This is a genomic window from Psychrobacter sp. LV10R520-6, assembly GCF_900182925.1.
Classification (GTDB): Bacteria; Pseudomonadota; Gammaproteobacteria; order Pseudomonadales; family Moraxellaceae; genus Psychrobacter.
On the sequence record NZ_LT900024.1, the window covers coordinates 1,749,312 to 1,767,707 of the forward strand.

Consider the following 18,396-nt stretch of genomic DNA (forward strand, 5'->3'; position numbering starts at 1 on the left):
AATATACAGTACGACCGATATAAGCGATTTAACTTGATATGACCACCTCAAACAACAATGCCTTACCTATAGATGACTCATCAAATATGCCGCCGAGCAATGATCTTAATAAAAGTGCCGCTCTTAGTATTAATGAGAATAATAGCAATGCCAACAGTAGCCATGCGAATATAAATGAAGATACATCATCTGCAGAAACCTCGGCACCGATGGCCTTAAAAGAGCGCTTTCGCAAGTTTTTGCCTGTCGTCGTTGATGTGGAGACTGCGGGCTTCAATGCACAGACCGATGCTCTGTTAGAGATTGCTTGTATTCCTATCTTATTAGATGAACATGGTGTGTTTTATCCAGGCGACGCCTTGAATGCGCATATCGAGCCGTTCGAAGGAGCGAATCTAGAGCCCAGCGCCTTAGCCTTTACCGGTATCGACCCTAAAAACCCAATGCGTAAAGCAATCGCTGAAGATGAAAAGATGGGCCTAAGACGTATCTTTAAAGGCCTTAAAGAAGTGCGCCGCGATGAAGACTGTCGCCAATGCGTCTTAATCGGTCATAACGCCCATTTTGATTTGGCCTTTTTAAATGCCGCAGTACTGCGTACCAATAGTAAAAATCACAACCCTTTTCATCAGTTTTCAGTATTTGATACCGTCACCCTAGCGGCGCTGGCATTTGGCCAAACGGTTCTGGCACGCGCCTGTAAAGCAGCAGGCCTTGATTTTGATGGCAACAACGCCCATTCAGCACTGTATGATACCCAAAAGACTGCTGAACTATTTTGCCATATTCTTAACAACTATCCTATGCTGCCCAATGCTTTACATGTAGCGCCCGTTCAAGACACGTTAATTGAAGACCCATCAAAGAATAGCGACAACAACTAAACAATACGACTGTATTTTTTAAATTATACTTACCCCACTCTCAACTATCATAATTTTTGGCGTAGGCTGTGGCTTTAGCCCAGCATTTTTGGCAAATGGTTACGATTGACTGGGCTAAAAGCGCCAGCCTACGATAGCCTATATTAAGTTGAGAGTCGCGTTATACTTATAATTAGTTATTAGAAAGCAATGCTATTGATTTGTTAAATTTATAACTTTTTTATTCTGACTTCTAAATCAATATGGATATGGTTAATACAATGATAAGCAAGTTAACTGTCAGCCCAACCAGTTATTTTGTACTGTCTAAATGGAATTGATAGTTCGCTTATTAATTATTGTTTTGTCTCTGAGGACGCCGTATGTCCAATAGATGATTTAAGTTGCTCACGCTGCCTTAATAGCACCTTATACGCTATTACTGGCTTAACAGGAGGGACTTTGCCATGGAACCACATTATATGGTATGGGGAACCATTATCGGTTATATGATGCTCGCTTTGACCATAAGCGTTTGCACTTCTTTATGGATTCGTCATCATTTAAAGAATAATGACCTACATCCGCGCCGTGCTATCAGAAAAAGATACTTAATCTTAAAAAGAAGAAGGAAAAGGCTTGACAGAAGACGTAGACGCCATTAGAATACGCACCACTTCAGCATAAAAGGTGAAAGCAGCTGAAGCGCGTTACTAGTCCCCATCGTCTAGAGGCCTAGGACACCGCCCTTTCACGGCGGTAACGGGGGTTCGAACCCCCCTGGGGACGCCAAATATTAAAGCGCTACTAATTATATTAATAGCACTTTCAAAACCCTCAAAATCTATAAGATTTTGAGGGTTTTTTATGTCCGTCTGTTTTTTATATCTGACTGCTTTATCATTCATCGCGCTTTTATAACATACAAAAAGCCAGCAATTTATGCTGGCTTCTATGACTTTGTGCTGGCTTTAAGACAAAACATCTTTAACAAATAACTTAAAACTTATGACAGCATAAACCAAAGTAGCGTCAACACAATCAGCGCACCTAGTACGCTTTGAATCAGAAAGAAAGCTTGGTGTTGCCCCATGACTTTACTTAATGTTAAACCCAATGCACTATATTTGACGGGTTGATCATCAATATGAACCTTTCCCATATTTTTTTGTTCTTCGTAATAGCCTTGTAAAAAATCTAAAAACTGTCGCCCCTGTTCATTGCTCCAGCTATAGGGTTTAAACGGCATTAGCGCTTTTACTTTGGGATCAGTAGTCATCCAACGTTCAAGTATAATAGACCGCATCGACCAGCGCGTAAAACGTCGTTTATCAATTTCTGAAAACTCTAAGATTTGTAAATATTTATGCCGATCATCTAATAATAAGCGATTTTTTAGGTTGGTTAGTGCCTGCTCTGACCCTTCTATACATTGAAAAAAATAACCATTGCCATAGCAAAGAACGCCCGTTATATCATCTGCTTTATTATTTTTTACAGAGATTTTGGCAATATCATTAAGCGTACTAGCACCTGACAGACCCGTCGAGGTAATGCGGCTTATATATACAAGCTGGTAAAGCTCTGTAATTACTGGATTTGCAGAATTATTATTAATTGATGACACTCAGATTCTCCCTATTATTAAATGAATTTAACTGAGACAACGATACAAGGGTTAGAAAAAATATAGAGTCAAGACAAATAGGAGTGCAGAATTATCTTGGTATCTTATTGATTTGGTAAGTATTTATATTTGTTGTATGAGATTAGTTACATCATAAATTAGTTCAGCCAACAAAGCAAATTATTACGATAAGACAACAATAAATTGTTATAATTGCGAAAATTTCAGCGTTATTTTGTATTCATAAAATATCATGTATCGAAGATGAGGAACAAAAAGAGAAATAGCAAGAGACAATAAAGACAGATACATAAAAACAAGCCGACACAAGTATGCAGCGTTTAGTAGCTATATTGAATGCTTATACTAAGGGCTGGTATTCAGCGATTATAGAACTGACTTACAACGCTGACGATTGTGCAGTAAGAATGGCAGATACTAAGGTAGCATCATCAGGATAAGTGAGCTTGATATTTTGACGGCTACCAGTCACAAGACGGATAGGCAAATTTAAATGCTCAAAGGCACTTGCCTCATCGGTAATATCAAGATTATGCTCAGCTACGTAAACAAGCACGCGGCGTAACTGTCCAATACGGAATACTTGCGGGGTTTGTGCCTGCCACAGACCCTTGCGGTCAATAGTACGCTTGGTATAATAGTGCAGGTTGCCTGCATCTTCATCTATAGGCTTGGATTGAGCTGTGCATCGGGTATGCGCCTGATACTGGGACTCTTTTAAGGTATCAGCAACAGGTTTGGCTAAAATGGCGCCATAAGGCTCTAGTTTTGCGGCTTCAATGACTTGATCAATATCGCGAAGTGGTACCGTAGGACGCGCAGCATCATGAATCAAGATTAAATCACTATCATCGGCCCCTTTTTCAATAATAGCTTGTACCCCAGCATATACTGACTGCCAACGCTCAGCCCCACCAATGGCATACCACACTGGCAGCGCAAAATCTAAACGTTGTGCCGTGTTATCCTCTGCCGAGATGACCAATAGACAATTGTGAATAGTGGCACTACCCGCTAGTCTTGCGGCACTATGTTGCAGCAACGTTTGACCGTTAAGTGGCAGATATTGCTTGGCTACAGACGCACCAAAACGGCTACCGCGGCCAGCAGCAACGATCATGGCATGTACATAGGGTTTAGAGTTCATGGTTAGATATTCAAAGTATGGGTGAACGGAAGTAGAACAATAGAAAGGGTTACAGCGACTTGTTAATAACGACTGTACGTCGTTGGTGCTGTTGATACTTGTACAAAAGTCTCATTGGGCTTGATGAGTCCTAAATCTAAACGCGCATGCTCTTCTACCGCTTCAAGTCCATTTTTTAGATCATAGACATCAGTACGTAGCAGATTATTTGCAGTGACTTGATTGTCATTTAGCTGCTGCTGATCGGCGACTTGAGTAAGCAATTTCTTACTCGCAAAGTGACCATTTTCACCCAGCCAATACTGATATTGCAGCCCTAGTAGCATCGCAACGGCCAAAGCAAGTAACATGAACTGGCTAAAGTATTTCATAAGAGAACAACGCCAAACGAATAAAGGTAAAGTTAAAATTAGCTGAACTCGCTAGGCAATATACAATCTCATAAAAACAGTCATATATTGCTTAGCTGTGTACTGAAGTTATTCAGCTTTAAGAGCTAGTTGGCTTGACCGTTTTAACCCCGCAGACCGATAAACTCTTCGTGGCCACGATAACTGGCGCGCACTTGTTGCTCAATACGGAGTAGTTGGTTATATTTTGCCACACGATCCGAGCGGCAGAGCGAACCCGTTTTGATTTGACCTGCTGCTGTACCGACCGCCAAATCAGCGATGGTGCTGTCTTCAGTTTCACCTGAGCGATGTGAGATAATAGTCGCGTAACCGTTATTCTTTGCTAAGTAGATGGCATCTAGCGTTTCTGATAACGTGCCAATTTGATTAAACTTAATCAAGATGGCATTAGCAATATGCTTATCAATGCCTTCTTGCAAGATGGCAGGGTTGGTTACGAATAGATCATCACCGACCAGTTGAACTTTATCGCCGATTTGTTCAGTCAAATATTTCCAACCGTCCCAATCTGACTCATCAAGACCATCTTCGATTGAAATAATAGGATATTGACGCGTAAGATTAACTAGGTAATCAGAGAACTCCTGACTGTCAAAGCTTTTATTGCCCTCACCTGCCAAGATATATTGACCGTCTTTATAGAACTCACTGGCGGCGCAATCTAGGGCTAAGTGGATGTCTTCCCCTGCCTTATAACCAACCTGCTCAATCGCCTGCATAATGACGGTGATGGCTTCCTCATTGCTACGCAAATTAGGGGCAAAACCGCCTTCATCGCCCACTGACGTACTAAAGCCTTGAGACTTTAGCACTGACTTTAAGCTATGGAAGATTTCAGTACCAGCACGTAATGCTTCTGAGAAGCTACTAAAACCGACTGGCTCAATCATAAACTCTTGAATATCGACCGTGTTGTCCGCGTGTTCGCCACCATTGATAATATTCATCATCGGTACGGGCATGGTCAGCGAGGTTTGATTACGCAAATTGGCGATATATTGATGTAACGGCAGGCTTTGTGCCTGTGCGGCCGCTTTTGCAACAGCAAGCGATACCGCAAGCATAGCATTGGCACCCAGACTGTCTTTATTTTCCGTCCCATCAAGCGCAATCATAGCGTCATCGATGTTTTGCTGCTCAGTTACGTCTTTATCCATTAAAGCGCTGCGGATTTGGCTATTCACATTGGCAACGGCTTTTTTGACCCCTTTACCCATATAGCGATCTTTATCGCCATCACGCAGCTCTAGCGCTTCACGTGAACCCGTTGATGCGCCACTTGGCGCTGCGGCACGTCCAACGGTGCCATCAGCTAAGATAACGTCGGCTTCAATCGTTGGGTTACCGCGCGAGTCTAAAATCTCACGGGCGCGAATGTCTTTAATTGCGGTGACGTTGTTGGTTTCTTCAGCGTACATAGTGTCTGTTAATTCCTTTGGTCATGCCAAGTTTGTGAGATAAAAAAGGGACAATCAATTATAACAAAGGTAGTGCAAATAATTGTATAGCTCGCCTACCAAAAATAGCATCAAATGTCTATTTAGATAGCAACTTATGAGTGCGGTTAGCAGTCGTTTGAGTATATAGACAACAAGCTATAGTGCCTGGCATCATAGCATAAATTGAATTAAACATCGCCTATCTTAATGCGAACCATTATGGATTAAAGTTATTATTAAGCTTGATTATAAGCTTAATAATAACGCTGATATCTTTATGGATATCATCTTGTGTTCAGCCGATTATACAGAGGTTGGCTGCTGTGCGTCTTGCTTAGTTATTGTCACGGTATTATCCAGCTCAACCTCGGTTTTAAAGCGCGTTAGTCGTAGCGCATTCATCAATACTGATATAGAGCTGAGGGCCATCGCTGCGGCAGCAATCATTGGGTTTAAAAAGCCAAAGGCGGCCAATGGAATCCCAAGGCAATTATAAATAAAGGCAAAAAATAAATTTTGTTTGATATTGCGTATGGTGGCATGGGCGATTTTTTGTGCAGCATCAATATGCATCAATGATTCGCCCATTAAACGCGCCGAAGCACTGTGCTGTGCCACATCGGTGCCTTCAAACATGGCAAAGCTGGCATCAGCGGTCGCCATAGCTGGCGCATCATTAACGCCGTCCCCTGCCATCGCTACTTTACGGCCTGCTGTTTGTAATTTAGCAATTTGACTGGCTTTATCACGTGGGCTCATTTTGCCATAAGCAGCCTTAATACCCAATTGCTCTGCCACATGATCAACGACAGATTGCTTATCACCACTCATCAAGATCACATCAATACCCGCATCTTGTAGCGCCGTAATTGCTTGCGGAGTATCAGCCTTTAAATCATCAGCCAAAGCAAAAGCCCCTAATGGCTCGTTATTGATACTGATTGCCACGGTACTGGCGATTTGCCATACTTTTGGCATCATCTTTGGTAGCGTGAAATTGGCAAATTCTGCTGTGCCGACTTTAACCACACCAAGACCTTCGATTTGCGCTTGGATACCCGCACCTTTAACCACGCTAATATCGATTACCGGTAATAACGGGAGCTGGCGCTCATTGGCGACGTTAATTAAGGCAGTAGCCAATGGATGGCTGGCATGAGCTTCAACACTGGCGGCTAGCTGGAGCACATCGTCAACGGCTAAGGATTTATCAACCATCACTTGATCGACGATAGTGGGCTTACCAAGGGTTAAAGTGCCTGTTTTATCGAGCACCACGGTATCGATATCGCCTGCAGCTTCTAAACTCTGCGCATCTTTAAACCATACCCCATGACGCGCTGCCACACCCATACCTGCCATAATAGCGGCTGGAGTTGCTAGACCAAGCGCACAAGGACAGGCAATCACTAATACTGATACGGCATGCATTAAGGCGGTATCGACCATACCGGTCAGCCACCACGTCAGCCCAAAAGTGATTAACGAAATAGCCACGACCACAGGCACAAAAATAGCCGTTACTTTATCTGCAAGGCGGGCCAGCTTCGCTTTAGAGCCTTGAGCATCACTCAACGCTTGTACCATATCGCCAAGCTTAGTATCACTACCTTTAGCGCGTACGCGGTATAGTAAACTGCCATTTTCGACTAGTGCGCCTGCTAACAGCTCATCTCCTTGTTCTTTTTTGAGCGGTACCGACTCGCCAGTTAGATGACCTTCTACACACCAGCCAGCACCATCAATAACTGTACCATCGGTTGCCACTCGGCTGCCTTGTTTGGCGCGCAAGATATCACCCACTTGCACGTCTTGTAACGCCACCATATGAAAGTTGCCATTAGACTGTTGCTGCTCGACCTCATCTGGTGTGAGCGATAATAATAAATCAATGCTATTTAGGCTATGTTTTTTAGTACGTTCTTCTAGATATTTACCACTACGCACAAAGGCAATGACCATTACACTGGCTTCAAAATATACTTCAGGGCTGTTAGCAGAGCCGTGACCGCCGGCATGAGTGGCACTTTGCATCAGACTCGCCAAACTGCCATCGCCATACGTGAGCCATATATAAGTTGAATAAGCCCAGATAGTCACGGTACCAAGGACCACCAGCACATCCATGTTGGCAAGACCACCCTTGATAGAGGCCCAAGCGCTTTTATAAAAAGGCAATGCCAGTCCGAACTGTACAAACGTCGCTAACACAAACTGTATCCAAACCGGCGGCATCCACGCCATACCTTGTCCGACCAGCATTCCTGCCATGCCGACTAGAAACGGTAGCAAACAGACCCAAAGTCCAATCAGTCGCCATGGCAACTGTGTTGCGGTATCCTTATCAGTCTGTGCAAATAGATCATCACCTGCTTGCACGTTCGCCACAAAGCCAGTTTTGTCGACCCATTCGGTGATTTGTTCAGGTGTGGTCTGCGTTGGGTCATAATCGACATTGGCAGTCTCGCCAGCAAAATTGACGCTCACCTCATAGACAGCAGGCTTCTTATTCAGCACTTTTTCTATTCGTGACGCACACGCCTGACACGACATTCCATCAATCGCCAGCTGCAGATGAGCACGCTGCGGTTGCGTTTGTATATTTGATTGAATATCGGTTTCAACGTTATAAGAGGAGTCGGTCGCTGTACTGGTGGAATCATTCATAGATAAAACTCGTTATGGCGATTATAAAATTCTAGAAGTTGTAAATAAGAGCTATTAATAGAAGCTGTAACAAGTACAAACCTGTCAGTAGCCAACATATCAATGTGTGTTTATTTTAAGAAATGGGTATCAAGACGAATTTAAATTAAAGAGGCTGTTTGCTTTAAAATCAGGTCATCAACAGGTTTTTCAAGTTAATATGCCTTGCCTATACTTTATTATACTAAATAACATATTGATAAGACATACTTTAAATAAGCCAAATAGCGATACCCGTTGCTACAATAGTAGTAGTTTAGCATTACTACCACTCAGCCACTAAAAAACCAGCTATAGCAGCTGGTCTTGTCATTCCGATGTCAATTACAATTTACTTAACTTATGAGTTAGCTACGGTAGCTTCAAATCCCGCCTCTTCGATGCCAGCAGCAATCTTTTCAGCGCTGGTGATGCTGTCGTCAAAAGTCACGGTCGCCTGATTGGTTGGCAGCTCGACGGTAAGGCTAAGTAGCCCATCAATATCGCCAGTTGTGCTATGCACACTTTCAACACACTTTTCACAAGTCATGCCGTCAATTTTAATAATACGCGTTTGGTTCGCCATGTTAGGCTCCTTATTGTTATCTATTAATGGGGTTATTATTTATGAGAATTTTTATAGACTAACTAGGGCGTGTTGAACATTCGACCATAACACTGACAGCGACTATTTTTTAGGCGATTCAAAGTCAAAAGTATCTAGTTTAGTCACTCTAAGCGGATAGTTTTGACAAAGTAGCGGCAAAAAAGAGTCCTGTCCCTTCGGGCTAATGCTAAAACTGCCCCATACTGTGTAGCAAATCTAGCTAAGGCATCTGCATTATCGTCAATTTGCATCTTGTCTGGAACAGTTTTAGCTATCAGCAGTGCTTATTTGTGAATGTTCAACACGCCCTAATAACTATTATAAGTTAGCTAGTCACTACGTTAAGCGATATCGACCTTAACATCAAGCAAGTTTGGTAGAGATTTTATTACCAGCTTAATCATTGCAGAGTTAACACGTAACTTTTACATAACGGCTAGCTTTCAAAAAAGCAGCCCTGTTAGCGTTAAGTCATTAGTGATGTTTTAGTACCTTTACTACTCATCATGACTGCTCATCATGATAATGCGGGTTTTTGGGCGCATCGATAGGATACGGCTGAGTAACATAATCTACCATACTGATCGCTGCGGTAAACGCATGGATACTGGTATCGGTATCATCATAACGCACCAAAGCAGTACTAGTATTAGTATCAAGATCAATAGCGGTCACCCCGGTGATGTTTTTCAATGCTACCATTACACTATCAACGCCTTCGGCATCGTCAATGTTTTCGATACTCACTTTTGCAACTTTAATCGCCATTATCTTATCCTCTTATTATGTCTTTGACTGTCGATTTTATTACTGAGTATCTAAGACCTCAAAGCCTTTAACCAAGTCATCAATTTGTTTTAATTGACGCAAAAATGGCTCTAATTGATTCATACGTAGCGCGCAAGGCCCATCACACTTTGCAGTCTCGGGATTGGGATGCGCCTCTAAGAACAGACCTGCCAAGCCGGTTGCCATACCAGCGCGCGCCAAAGTAGTAATCTGTTCACGGCGACCACCGGCGCTATCACTGCGCCCTCCTGGTTGCTGCAAGCTATGGGTCACATCAAAGAATACGGGCACATCCATCTGCTTCATAGTGTCAAAGCCCAGCATATCGACAACTAGATTGTTATAACCAAAGGCGCTACCACGTTCACATAAGATTAGCTTATTATTACCGGCTTCAAGGCATTTATTAACAATATGACGCATCTCATGCGGGGCTAAAAACTGGGCTTTTTTAATATTAATAATCGCGCCAGTTTTGGCCATAGCAGATACCAGATCGCTCTGTCTTGATAAGAACGCTGGCAACTGAATAACATCAGCAACTTCTGCCACTGGCGCAGCTTGATACGGCTCATGAACGTCAGTGATAATCGGTACTTGATACTTCTCTTTGATTTGCCCTAGCCAGTCAACACCTTTTTCTAAACCGGGCCCACGAAATGAGTGCAAGCTTGAGCGATTGGCTTTATCAAAGCTGGCCTTAAACACATAGCCGATACCCAGACGCTGGCAGATATCGATATATTGCTCAGCGATTTCAAACGCCAGTGCTTTGGATTCTAAAACGTTCATCCCACCAAACAATACAAACGGCTGATCATTACCGATATTAATTGTGCGGTTATCACTGCTATCGAGCTGAATATGCGACTGCGCGGTTAATAAATTATCCATGATAAATAGGTATCCTAATTATTGTTATCACTGTTTCTAAACATATTGTAACCGATAGTGAGATAAAGAGAAGTGCACGAACGCAATTAGCTACGTTCAATAACAATCTGCACGGAAACAAGTCCGCTTATTTACAGAAGCTCTATTCAAAAGCCAGAGATAAAAGCTGTATCCAAAAACTAGATATAAAAAAAGACCAATCCGCAGATCAGTCTTTTTTAATAATCGTTATGACAATATACGCACTCAAATCATTATTTATTCGCGTTATTTGTACGTATTATTGATAACAGTTACTTTTTCTCACTATAGTTCTTTGCTGCTTTTACAAAGCTATTAAACAGCGGATGACCACCACGTGGAGAGCTGGTGAACTCGGGATGGAACTGGACAGCGATAAACCAAGGATGATCGGCAATCTCTACCGCCTCAACCAAATGCTGCTTGGCAGAATAGCCTGACATCATCATACCCGCTTGCTCTAACGGCTCAATATAGCGGTTATTCATCTCATAGCGATGACGATGACGTTCGGTGATGGTATTAGCGCCATAGATTTGGCTGAGTTTACTACCAGCGACCAGTTCTGCTTGTTGCGCGCCTAGACGCATGGTGCCGCCCAAATCTGAATCATCGGTACGGATTTGGAGCTCGCCACGCTCATCTAACCATTCCGTAATCAGGCCAATGATAGGTTCAGCAGTTTTACGATCAAATTCAGAAGAATTGGCATCAATATTGAGTACATTACGCGCGTATTCGATTACCGCCAGCTGCATACCCAGGCAAATACCTAAATACGGCACCTTGTTTTCACGAGCATAGGTAATGGCTTTAATCTTGCCAAACGTCCCGCGCTCACCGAAGCCGCCGGGGACTAAGATGGCATCAGCATTATCCAATTGCGCCAATAAAGCATCATCATCCTCTAAGCGCTCCGCATCAACATAGTCAATCTTGACTGCCGCTTTATGAGTGATGCCCGCATGCAGTAAGGCCTCATTAATGGATTTATAGGCGTCAGGTAACTCAACATATTTACCCACCATGGCTACCGTTACGGTAGTCTCTGGATTGAGCTGAGCGGCGACTACTTTGTCCCAATCGCTCAAATCGGCTTCAGGCAAATCGAGCCCAAAACGCTCACAGACCAAATCATCAAGATCTTGCTCATAGAGGGTACGTGGTATCTGATAGATGCTTTGCGCGTCTTCACACATGATGACCGCACGCTCTTCGACGTTGGTAAATAGCGAGATCTTACGGCGATTGTCGAGAGAGATATGATGCTCAGAGCGGCAGATCAGGATATCAGGTTGCAGACCGATAGAGCGCAGCTCTTTTACCGAATGCTGGGTCGGCTTGGTTTTGGTTTCACCTGCACTGGCGATATAGGGAACCAAGGTTAGATGCATCAACATAGCGCTGTTGCGACCCAGCTCCACTTGCATCTGGCGTACTGCTTCCATAAAGGGTAGCGACTCGATATCACCGACCGTACCACCAATCTCGATAATGGCGATATCATAACCTACGCCACTGGCAAGGATTTTGCTTTTAATCTCATCGGTGATGTGCGGAATAACCTGCACCGTACCACCAAGATACTCACCGCGACGCTCTTTATTAAGGACGTTCTGATAGATGCGACCACTGGTAAAGTTATTACTTTTGCTCATTTTTGAATGGCGTAAAAAGCGCTCATAGTAGCCCAAGTCCAAATCGGTCTCCGCACCATCCTCAGTGACGAATACTTCACCGTGTTGAAACGGGCTCATGGTGCCTGGATCGACGTTAATATACGGATCCATCTTGGTCATGGTGACGTTGACGCCGCGCGCTTCAAGGATCGCAGCAAGAGAGGCGGCGGTAATACCTTTTCCTAGTGAGGACACTACCCCACCGGTCACAAATATAAACTTGGTCATAGTACTCTGTCGGTCATTGGTAAAGAAGGATTTTACTAAAAATACGTCATAAAATATAGGGCAAAAGCGCAAACTCTCTGAAACTTTCTGAAACTCTGAGGTTTTAGCGTTTGCTTATTATGAGATGCTGGCTATTTAAAACAACCATAACAAAAAAACTCACCCCGAAGGATGAGTCTTTTTGCATACTAGCTATCTAATAGTTGGGCTTAGAATTTGTATTCTAGACCGCCACCGATGGCGAATACATCAGCATCGCCACGTGCGAAAAGAGTGTCAGGAGTATTATCATTGTTTTCCACAACCAGATCACTTTCCAAATCAGCAGAGTTGTAACCCGCATAGGCATGAGCAATTATATTTTTCTTAAACATATATTTTCCGCCTAAGACGATTTGATCTGAATCATTGCTGTTAACACCACCTAGATTGTCAGTCTTATCATACTGAAGATAAACAGAGGCTGGACGGGCAAAGTTGCTTAGACCCATCTCCGCACTTACTACTAAACCCTTCTCTTCATCATCACCAGAATCGAAGTCTACTTGTTGATATAGAGCGCCTAAAGTGACAGGATAAGCAACATACTTGCTTAGATCAACACTAGCACTACCACGGAGAATTTCACCACCAGTAATACTCATGTCTTTATCATAAGCAACACCAGCAGTGTAGCCAGTACCTTGGTCAAACATCAATGAAGCACCAAAGCCGCTGTCACGGTCATTATTGTCAGATACAAAAGCCTCATCAGCACTATACTGTAGAGCTAGCTCTAATGGTAGGTTATTATATTTAGGTGCAATCCATACGATTGAATTATCAACACGTCCACCATCGGTCAGGGTTAAAGCCTCACTGAGCGTGTCGTTGTCGTTGCTGTCGACATCAAGACTACTAGAGCCGATATTGTCCCAATATCCTTCATTGACTGACACGTTATTTATATAATCAGTCACTGAGTAGTTACGACCAAAGCGGAACTCACCAAGATCTTTATTTGCAAAACCTAGATAAGTATCACGGCTTTTAAAATTTCTGTCTGAACCATCAATAGCAATGCCATACTCTAACTGATAGATAACATCAGTATTGGCCGTCATTGCTTCAGACCCTTTAAAGCCGATACGTGAAGAGTGTGAGCTGACTTGTACTGAACTGTTATCTTCGTTGACATTGCTAGTGTTGTCCATAGACTGACCATCGAGTTCAGCGTCGACATAGTTGGCGGTAACGAATGCTTTACCATAGACAGTCGGTGCTGCGTTGGCTGCAGATACAGATACAGATAAAGCAGCAACTGCTGAAGCTAAAAGTAATTTTTTCATGGGGTATCTCCACTTTACAATTTTAGTAATAGGCTAGCTAAGATTAGCTGGTGCCCATAATGGTATCGTCACAAATCCTCAAAGATATAATGTGTAACTGGCTACCGAGATTAGTCAGAAACAAGTGTGGCGGAGTTTTATTACCGTAAGATGAAAAAAACAATGACTTACATAATTGGGATCGACAAGGTAACTGTTATGTAAACTTAGGTCTTTAACGCTCTATTGTGTAACACCCGTTACCAAACTCATACTTCGGCTATAAGCATAACAACTTTGACATAATTTGCAACATATTTTTCAAACTTTCATAATGACGCCCATTTGACTTCCTCACCGCCCTAAACGACGGTGATTCCTACTGCTAGACGCTCAAGCCCGAGCGCGAGAATGTTTTTTGCCGCATTAACGTCGCGTTGATGAGTGACACCGCACTCGCAAAGCCATTCTCTTATTCTCAAATCTGTCCTACCTTTCGGACTGTTTTGGCGTGAGCCGCAGCACGAACAGGTTTGGGTGGTGTAGCTTTCATTCACTTCTAAGTATTGGCAACCTGCGTTCTCGCATTTGTAAGTTAACTTCAGGCATAGCCCTACGCCTTGCGCTCGGGCAAAGCAGTGCTTTACTTTATCCTCGCTCATGCCGTTTTACTTCAAACCAACTTGCGTCATAGACGGATTTGGCTAGTTTGGTTGAGGTGAATGATTTTGATTGAAGCTTACCAACGATGATTACGTTATTATCTTTGACGAGTTTACTGGTAAAAGCATGGATCAGGTGTTGGCGGGTGTTTTTGATCTTGGCATGAATGGCCTTGACCCTCTTTTTATTCTTAGCGCGTTGAGCGATGCCTAGTTTTGATGCGTATTTATGGGTTAATTTGGTTACTAAGGTATCACCGTCGCTTGTCGTCGCTGAATCCTTGCATCCTAAGTCGATGCCAGTTTCACCATAACCACACTCAATATTTGAATGCTCTTTAACCGTCACACACGCATACCAAAGACCACGACTGTCTTGTACTAATTCACAAGTATTGATGGTGTAGAGGGCTAAATTGTAGCTATCCCACACATCAATAGTCAGATTTCTACCTTTGGCAAGACTGAATTGAATAGTGGATTTAAGGCTTTTCTTACCCGCCTTCTTGACACCTAAATACTTGATGGCCGATTTTTTGAAAGGAATCCAGCCTAAGCTTTTACGCTTGGCTTTAGGGTTGTTAGTGCGCCAATTCAGTTTTGCTTTCTTAAATTGCTTGCGGCTTTTGGCATGGGTTTCAGTGATCGCTTGAAGGGTTTGGCTGTGCAGATTTAGAAATTCACCGCTGCCTTTGGTATAAGCTGCTATATCGTATGCTGAAAAGAAATGCCCGGTGCGTTGCAAGTGCTTAAAACTCAAATCATTCACATAGTTCCACACAAAATTCACCGCGCCAGACAGCTTATTTAACTGATTGGCGTGCTTATCTTTGATACGTAGCTTGAGTGTTTTCATAGTTTAAACTATAATGATTTATTGTTATTTTACATTTGGTCTAATGGTATGTTAAACACATTAAGGCGTGGTAGACACGTTGTTTACAATCTTCACGTTCATTTGGTCTTTGTTACTAAATATAGAGGAAAGGTATTTACCAAAGAGGGGTTAGATGAACTGAGCTTAATATTAAATCAGGTCTGTCAGGATTTTAATGCTCAGCTCGTAGAGTTTAATGGTGAAGAAGATCATGTGCATCTTTTGGTTAATTACCCGCCAAAAGTCAGCATTTCATCTTTAGTAAATAGCTTAAAAGGGGTGTCTAGCAGAATGATTCGTAAAAAAAACTACGTTTCTATCAATCAAGAACTTTGGGGTAGCGCACTGTGGTCGCCCAGTTATTTTGCTTCAAGCTGTGGCGGGGCTTCAATTGAAGTTATTAGACAATATATCGACCAACAGCAAGTACCTAACTAGAAATGCCTTACATCCACGCCCTAGAACGACGTGGTTTTACGGCACTTTTTGATAAACTGACCCTCGTTCGTAACTATGTCTATGAATAGAGTCTAATTATCAGTACCGCATCCCTAGCATAATCGAATCACTATCAAATTAGTTTAAGCACTGGCTTTTAGATCTAGACGTGCTTGATGCAATAATGGCTCAGTATAGCCACTGGGTTGAGTACGACCCTTAAAGATCAAATCACAGGCCGCCTTGAATGCGTATGAGTTCGCCAAGTCAGTAGCCATAGGCTGATAATCAGGATCATCAGCGTTCTGCTCGTCGACGACTTTGGCCATGCGCTGCATTGTATCTGTCACTTGCTGTTGGCTAACAACGCCGTGATGTAACCAGTTGGTGATATGCTGGCTGGAAATACGTAAAGTCGCGCGATCTTCCATAAGACCGACATCGTTGATATCAGGTACTTTAGAGCAACCAACGCCTTGGTTTACCCAGCGTACGACATAGCCTAAGATGCCTTGAGCATTATTATCAATCTCTTGCTGCTTCTCTTCTTCTGTCCAATTGGTGTTTTTTGCCAATGGAATAGTGAGGATGTCATCTAGGCTTGCACGGTCACGTGATTTTAGGCGGTCCTGAACGTCAGACACGCTCACTTGATGATAATGCATACTGTGTAAGGTAGCCCCTGTTGGTGAGGGAACCCAAGCCGTACTGGCACCAGATTTTGGATGGGCCGCTTTGGTATCCATCATCTCTTTCATCTCATCAGGTTTTGCCCACATGCCTTTGCCAATCTGAGCACGACCTTGCAGACCAGTTTCTAGACCGATATCAACGTTCCATTGCTCATAAGCAGGCTGCCATGCTTGCGACTTCATCTCACCTTTACGGACAAAGGGTCCGGCATTCATGCTGGTATGCATCTCATCACCCGTACGATCTAAAAAGCCGGTATTGATAAAGATAACCCGCTCTTTGGCTTGACGAATGGCTTCTTTGAGGTTGACCGTCATGCGACGCTCTTCATCCATGATGCCAATCTTAAGGGTGTTGCGTGGTAGACCAAGCACATCTTCAGATGCTGCAAATAAGTCATCAGCAAATTTAACTTCATCAGGGCCATGCATTTTTGGCTTAACGATATACATTGAGCCTTTGCGTGAGTTCGATAGCTCGTTCTTACCTTTGATGTCGTTCAGGGTCAAGAGTGGGGTAATTAAACTGTCCATAATCCCTTCAAAGATCTCTTCTTGTCCGTCACCCATATCGACTAAGATGGCAGGGTTTTGCATCAAGTGACCCACGTTACGGATTAACAGTAGTGCGCGTCCGGGTAGAGTAAGCGTACCGCCATCTGGCGTGGTATATTCACGGTCTGGGTTTTGTTTACGCGTGCGGGTTTTGCCGCCTTTCTCAAATGTCTCTTGTAAATCGCCATTCATAAGGCCTAGCCAATTGCGATAGACTTCGACCTTCTCTCCAGCATCAACCGCAGCGATTGAGTCTTCACAATCTTGAATGGCAGTAATCGCTGACTCAAGCAGCACATCTTTGATAGAGGCAGGATCGTCTTTACCAATCGGATGGTTACTATCGATCTGAATCTCAGCGTGCAACTTATTGTTTTTAAGCAAAATACCAGAAGGACTATTAGCATCGCCAACATAGCCTACGAATTTAGCGGAATCTTGTAGCTGGGTGCTGCTAGTGCCTTGTGCGATTTCAAGCTTACCGTCTACCACATTGAAACCAGTCACATCGTTATATGAGCCTGAAACCAACGCAAAATGTTCATCCAAGAATTTTTTAGCATAGGCCACAACAGCGGCGCCGCGCTTAGGATTATAACCGCCTTTGGCTTCTTGACCCTTGTCATCACTGATAACATCAGTACCATACAGCGCATCGTATAAGCTGCCCCAGCGCGCGTTAGTAGCATTTAGCGCATAGCGGGCGTTACGTACTGGAACCACTAACTGCGGTCCTGCAATATGAGCAATCTCGTCGTCGACATTGTCTGTGGTTACTGTGAAGTCATCGCCTTCTGGTAACAGATAGCCAATATCTTGTAAGAAGGTTTTGTATTTAGGGTAATCAATCGTGCCGTCTTTGGCAGGATGGTCCAAATGCCACTGATCAATCTTGGCTTGCATCTCATCACGGGTAGCCAGTAGTGCCTTATTGCGCGGCGTAAATGCTTTAATAACTTTTTCAAAACCTGACCAATAACTGTCTGAATCAACACCAACTTTAGGCAGCACTTCATTTTCAATAAAGTCATAAAGCTGCTCGTCGATTGCAAGAATTCCTTTTTGGATACGATTGACGTGAGAAGACTGGCTCATAGTGGTGTCCTTATGTATTCGTAAAATTTATTGGTTTTGGTTTATGTCATTGACAGCTTACATTAACACTGGCTTAACGCATGACATTCAGTCCAAATTTGAATGAGACGCCAAGCAAATTTGATAACTGCCCTGCTGCTACTTGATGGAAACGATATAACTGAAAGGCTTATCAATTACTGTCAGTTAATTATGTGCTACTGGTAGCAACTGATAATGAACGCCACTAAAAGCATGCTGATATCAGTAACACACTAGCTTGATAGCGCTTGCCTCTAAAATACTGATGGCTGTCATATTCGGAGGTTTCATTTTCTCAAAACATGATTGTAGTGATAAAAAACGCCTTGTATGAAG

13 protein-coding genes, 1 tRNA gene and 1 pseudogene are annotated in these 18,396 nt (G+C 43.1%); 3 read left to right on the forward strand and 12 right to left on the reverse strand.

The window, feature by feature from the left end; translation table 11 throughout:
* The first annotated feature begins 209 nt into the window (after window positions 1-209).
* Both rnt and U1P77_RS07285 read left to right on the forward strand, forming a co-directional pair.
* On the forward strand, window positions 210-884 hold the full coding sequence (gene rnt, locus U1P77_RS07280) for a ribonuclease T (RefSeq protein WP_321156651.1): 675 nt from the start codon (window positions 210-212) through the stop codon (window positions 882-884).
* Between the two features lie 695 nt (window positions 885-1,579).
* Window positions 1,580-1,655: transfer RNA gene (locus tag U1P77_RS07285), tRNA-Glu, on the forward strand.
* Between the two features lie 214 nt (window positions 1,656-1,869).
* Here the strand turns inward: U1P77_RS07285 and U1P77_RS07290 are convergent.
* The 11 genes and pseudogenes from U1P77_RS07290 to U1P77_RS07340 form a co-directional block, all read right to left on the reverse strand.
* Window positions 1,870-2,490 carry a BLUF domain-containing protein gene (locus tag U1P77_RS07290; protein WP_321154384.1) on the reverse strand — a complete coding sequence of 207 codons (621 nt, stop codon included), beginning with the start codon at window positions 2,488-2,490 and terminating at the stop codon, window positions 1,870-1,872.
* 400 nt (window positions 2,491-2,890) lie between these two features.
* The gene (gene ispD, locus U1P77_RS07295) at window positions 2,891-3,658 is read right to left on the reverse strand and encodes a 2-C-methyl-D-erythritol 4-phosphate cytidylyltransferase (protein WP_321154385.1); all 768 of its coding nucleotides are present in this window, start codon (window positions 3,656-3,658) and stop codon (window positions 2,891-2,893) included.
* 62 nt (window positions 3,659-3,720) lie between these two features.
* Complete coding sequence (locus tag U1P77_RS07300; protein ID WP_321154386.1) at window positions 3,721-4,029, reverse strand: FtsB family cell division protein; 309 nt, start codon at window positions 4,027-4,029, stop codon at window positions 3,721-3,723.
* Between the two features lie 143 nt (window positions 4,030-4,172).
* A complete protein-coding gene (gene eno, locus U1P77_RS07305; protein ID WP_321154387.1) occupies window positions 4,173-5,489 on the reverse strand; it encodes a phosphopyruvate hydratase in 1,317 nt (438 codons plus the stop codon).
* A gap of 324 nt (window positions 5,490-5,813) precedes the next feature.
* Complete coding sequence (locus U1P77_RS07310) at window positions 5,814-8,177, reverse strand: heavy metal translocating P-type ATPase (protein WP_321154388.1); 2,364 nt, start codon at window positions 8,175-8,177, stop codon at window positions 5,814-5,816.
* Window positions 8,178-8,556: 379 nt separating this feature from the next.
* Window positions 8,557-8,781, reverse strand: coding sequence for a heavy-metal-associated domain-containing protein (locus U1P77_RS07315; RefSeq protein ID WP_201558427.1), 225 nt, complete (start codon window positions 8,779-8,781; stop codon window positions 8,557-8,559).
* A gap of 525 nt (window positions 8,782-9,306) precedes the next feature.
* A complete protein-coding gene (locus U1P77_RS07320; RefSeq protein WP_321154389.1) occupies window positions 9,307-9,570 on the reverse strand; it encodes a heavy-metal-associated domain-containing protein in 264 nt (87 codons plus the stop codon).
* A 39-nt stretch (window positions 9,571-9,609) separates the two neighbouring features.
* Entirely contained in the window at window positions 9,610-10,485 is an 876-nt protein-coding gene (gene kdsA, locus U1P77_RS07325) for a 3-deoxy-8-phosphooctulonate synthase (protein WP_321154390.1), read from the reverse strand.
* Between the two features lie 293 nt (window positions 10,486-10,778).
* Complete coding sequence (locus U1P77_RS07330; RefSeq protein ID WP_321154391.1) at window positions 10,779-12,413, reverse strand: CTP synthase; 1,635 nt, start codon at window positions 12,411-12,413, stop codon at window positions 10,779-10,781.
* Between the two features lie 209 nt (window positions 12,414-12,622).
* The gene (locus U1P77_RS07335) at window positions 12,623-13,741 is read right to left on the reverse strand and encodes a porin (protein ID WP_321154392.1); all 1,119 of its coding nucleotides are present in this window, start codon (window positions 13,739-13,741) and stop codon (window positions 12,623-12,625) included.
* 341 nt (window positions 13,742-14,082) lie between these two features.
* Window positions 14,083-15,238 (reverse strand): annotated as a pseudogene (locus tag U1P77_RS07340) (RNA-guided endonuclease InsQ/TnpB family protein).
* Between the two features lie 48 nt (window positions 15,239-15,286).
* Here U1P77_RS07340 and tnpA point away from each other — a divergent pair.
* On the forward strand, window positions 15,287-15,697 hold the full coding sequence (gene tnpA, locus U1P77_RS07345; RefSeq protein WP_321154393.1) for an IS200/IS605 family transposase: 411 nt from the start codon (window positions 15,287-15,289) through the stop codon (window positions 15,695-15,697).
* Between the two features lie 143 nt (window positions 15,698-15,840).
* On the opposite strand, the gene U1P77_RS07350 is transcribed toward tnpA, so the two are convergent.
* Complete coding sequence (locus tag U1P77_RS07350) at window positions 15,841-18,039, reverse strand: malate synthase G (protein ID WP_321154394.1); 2,199 nt, start codon at window positions 18,037-18,039, stop codon at window positions 15,841-15,843.
* Between the last annotated feature and the right edge of the window lie 357 nt (window positions 18,040-18,396).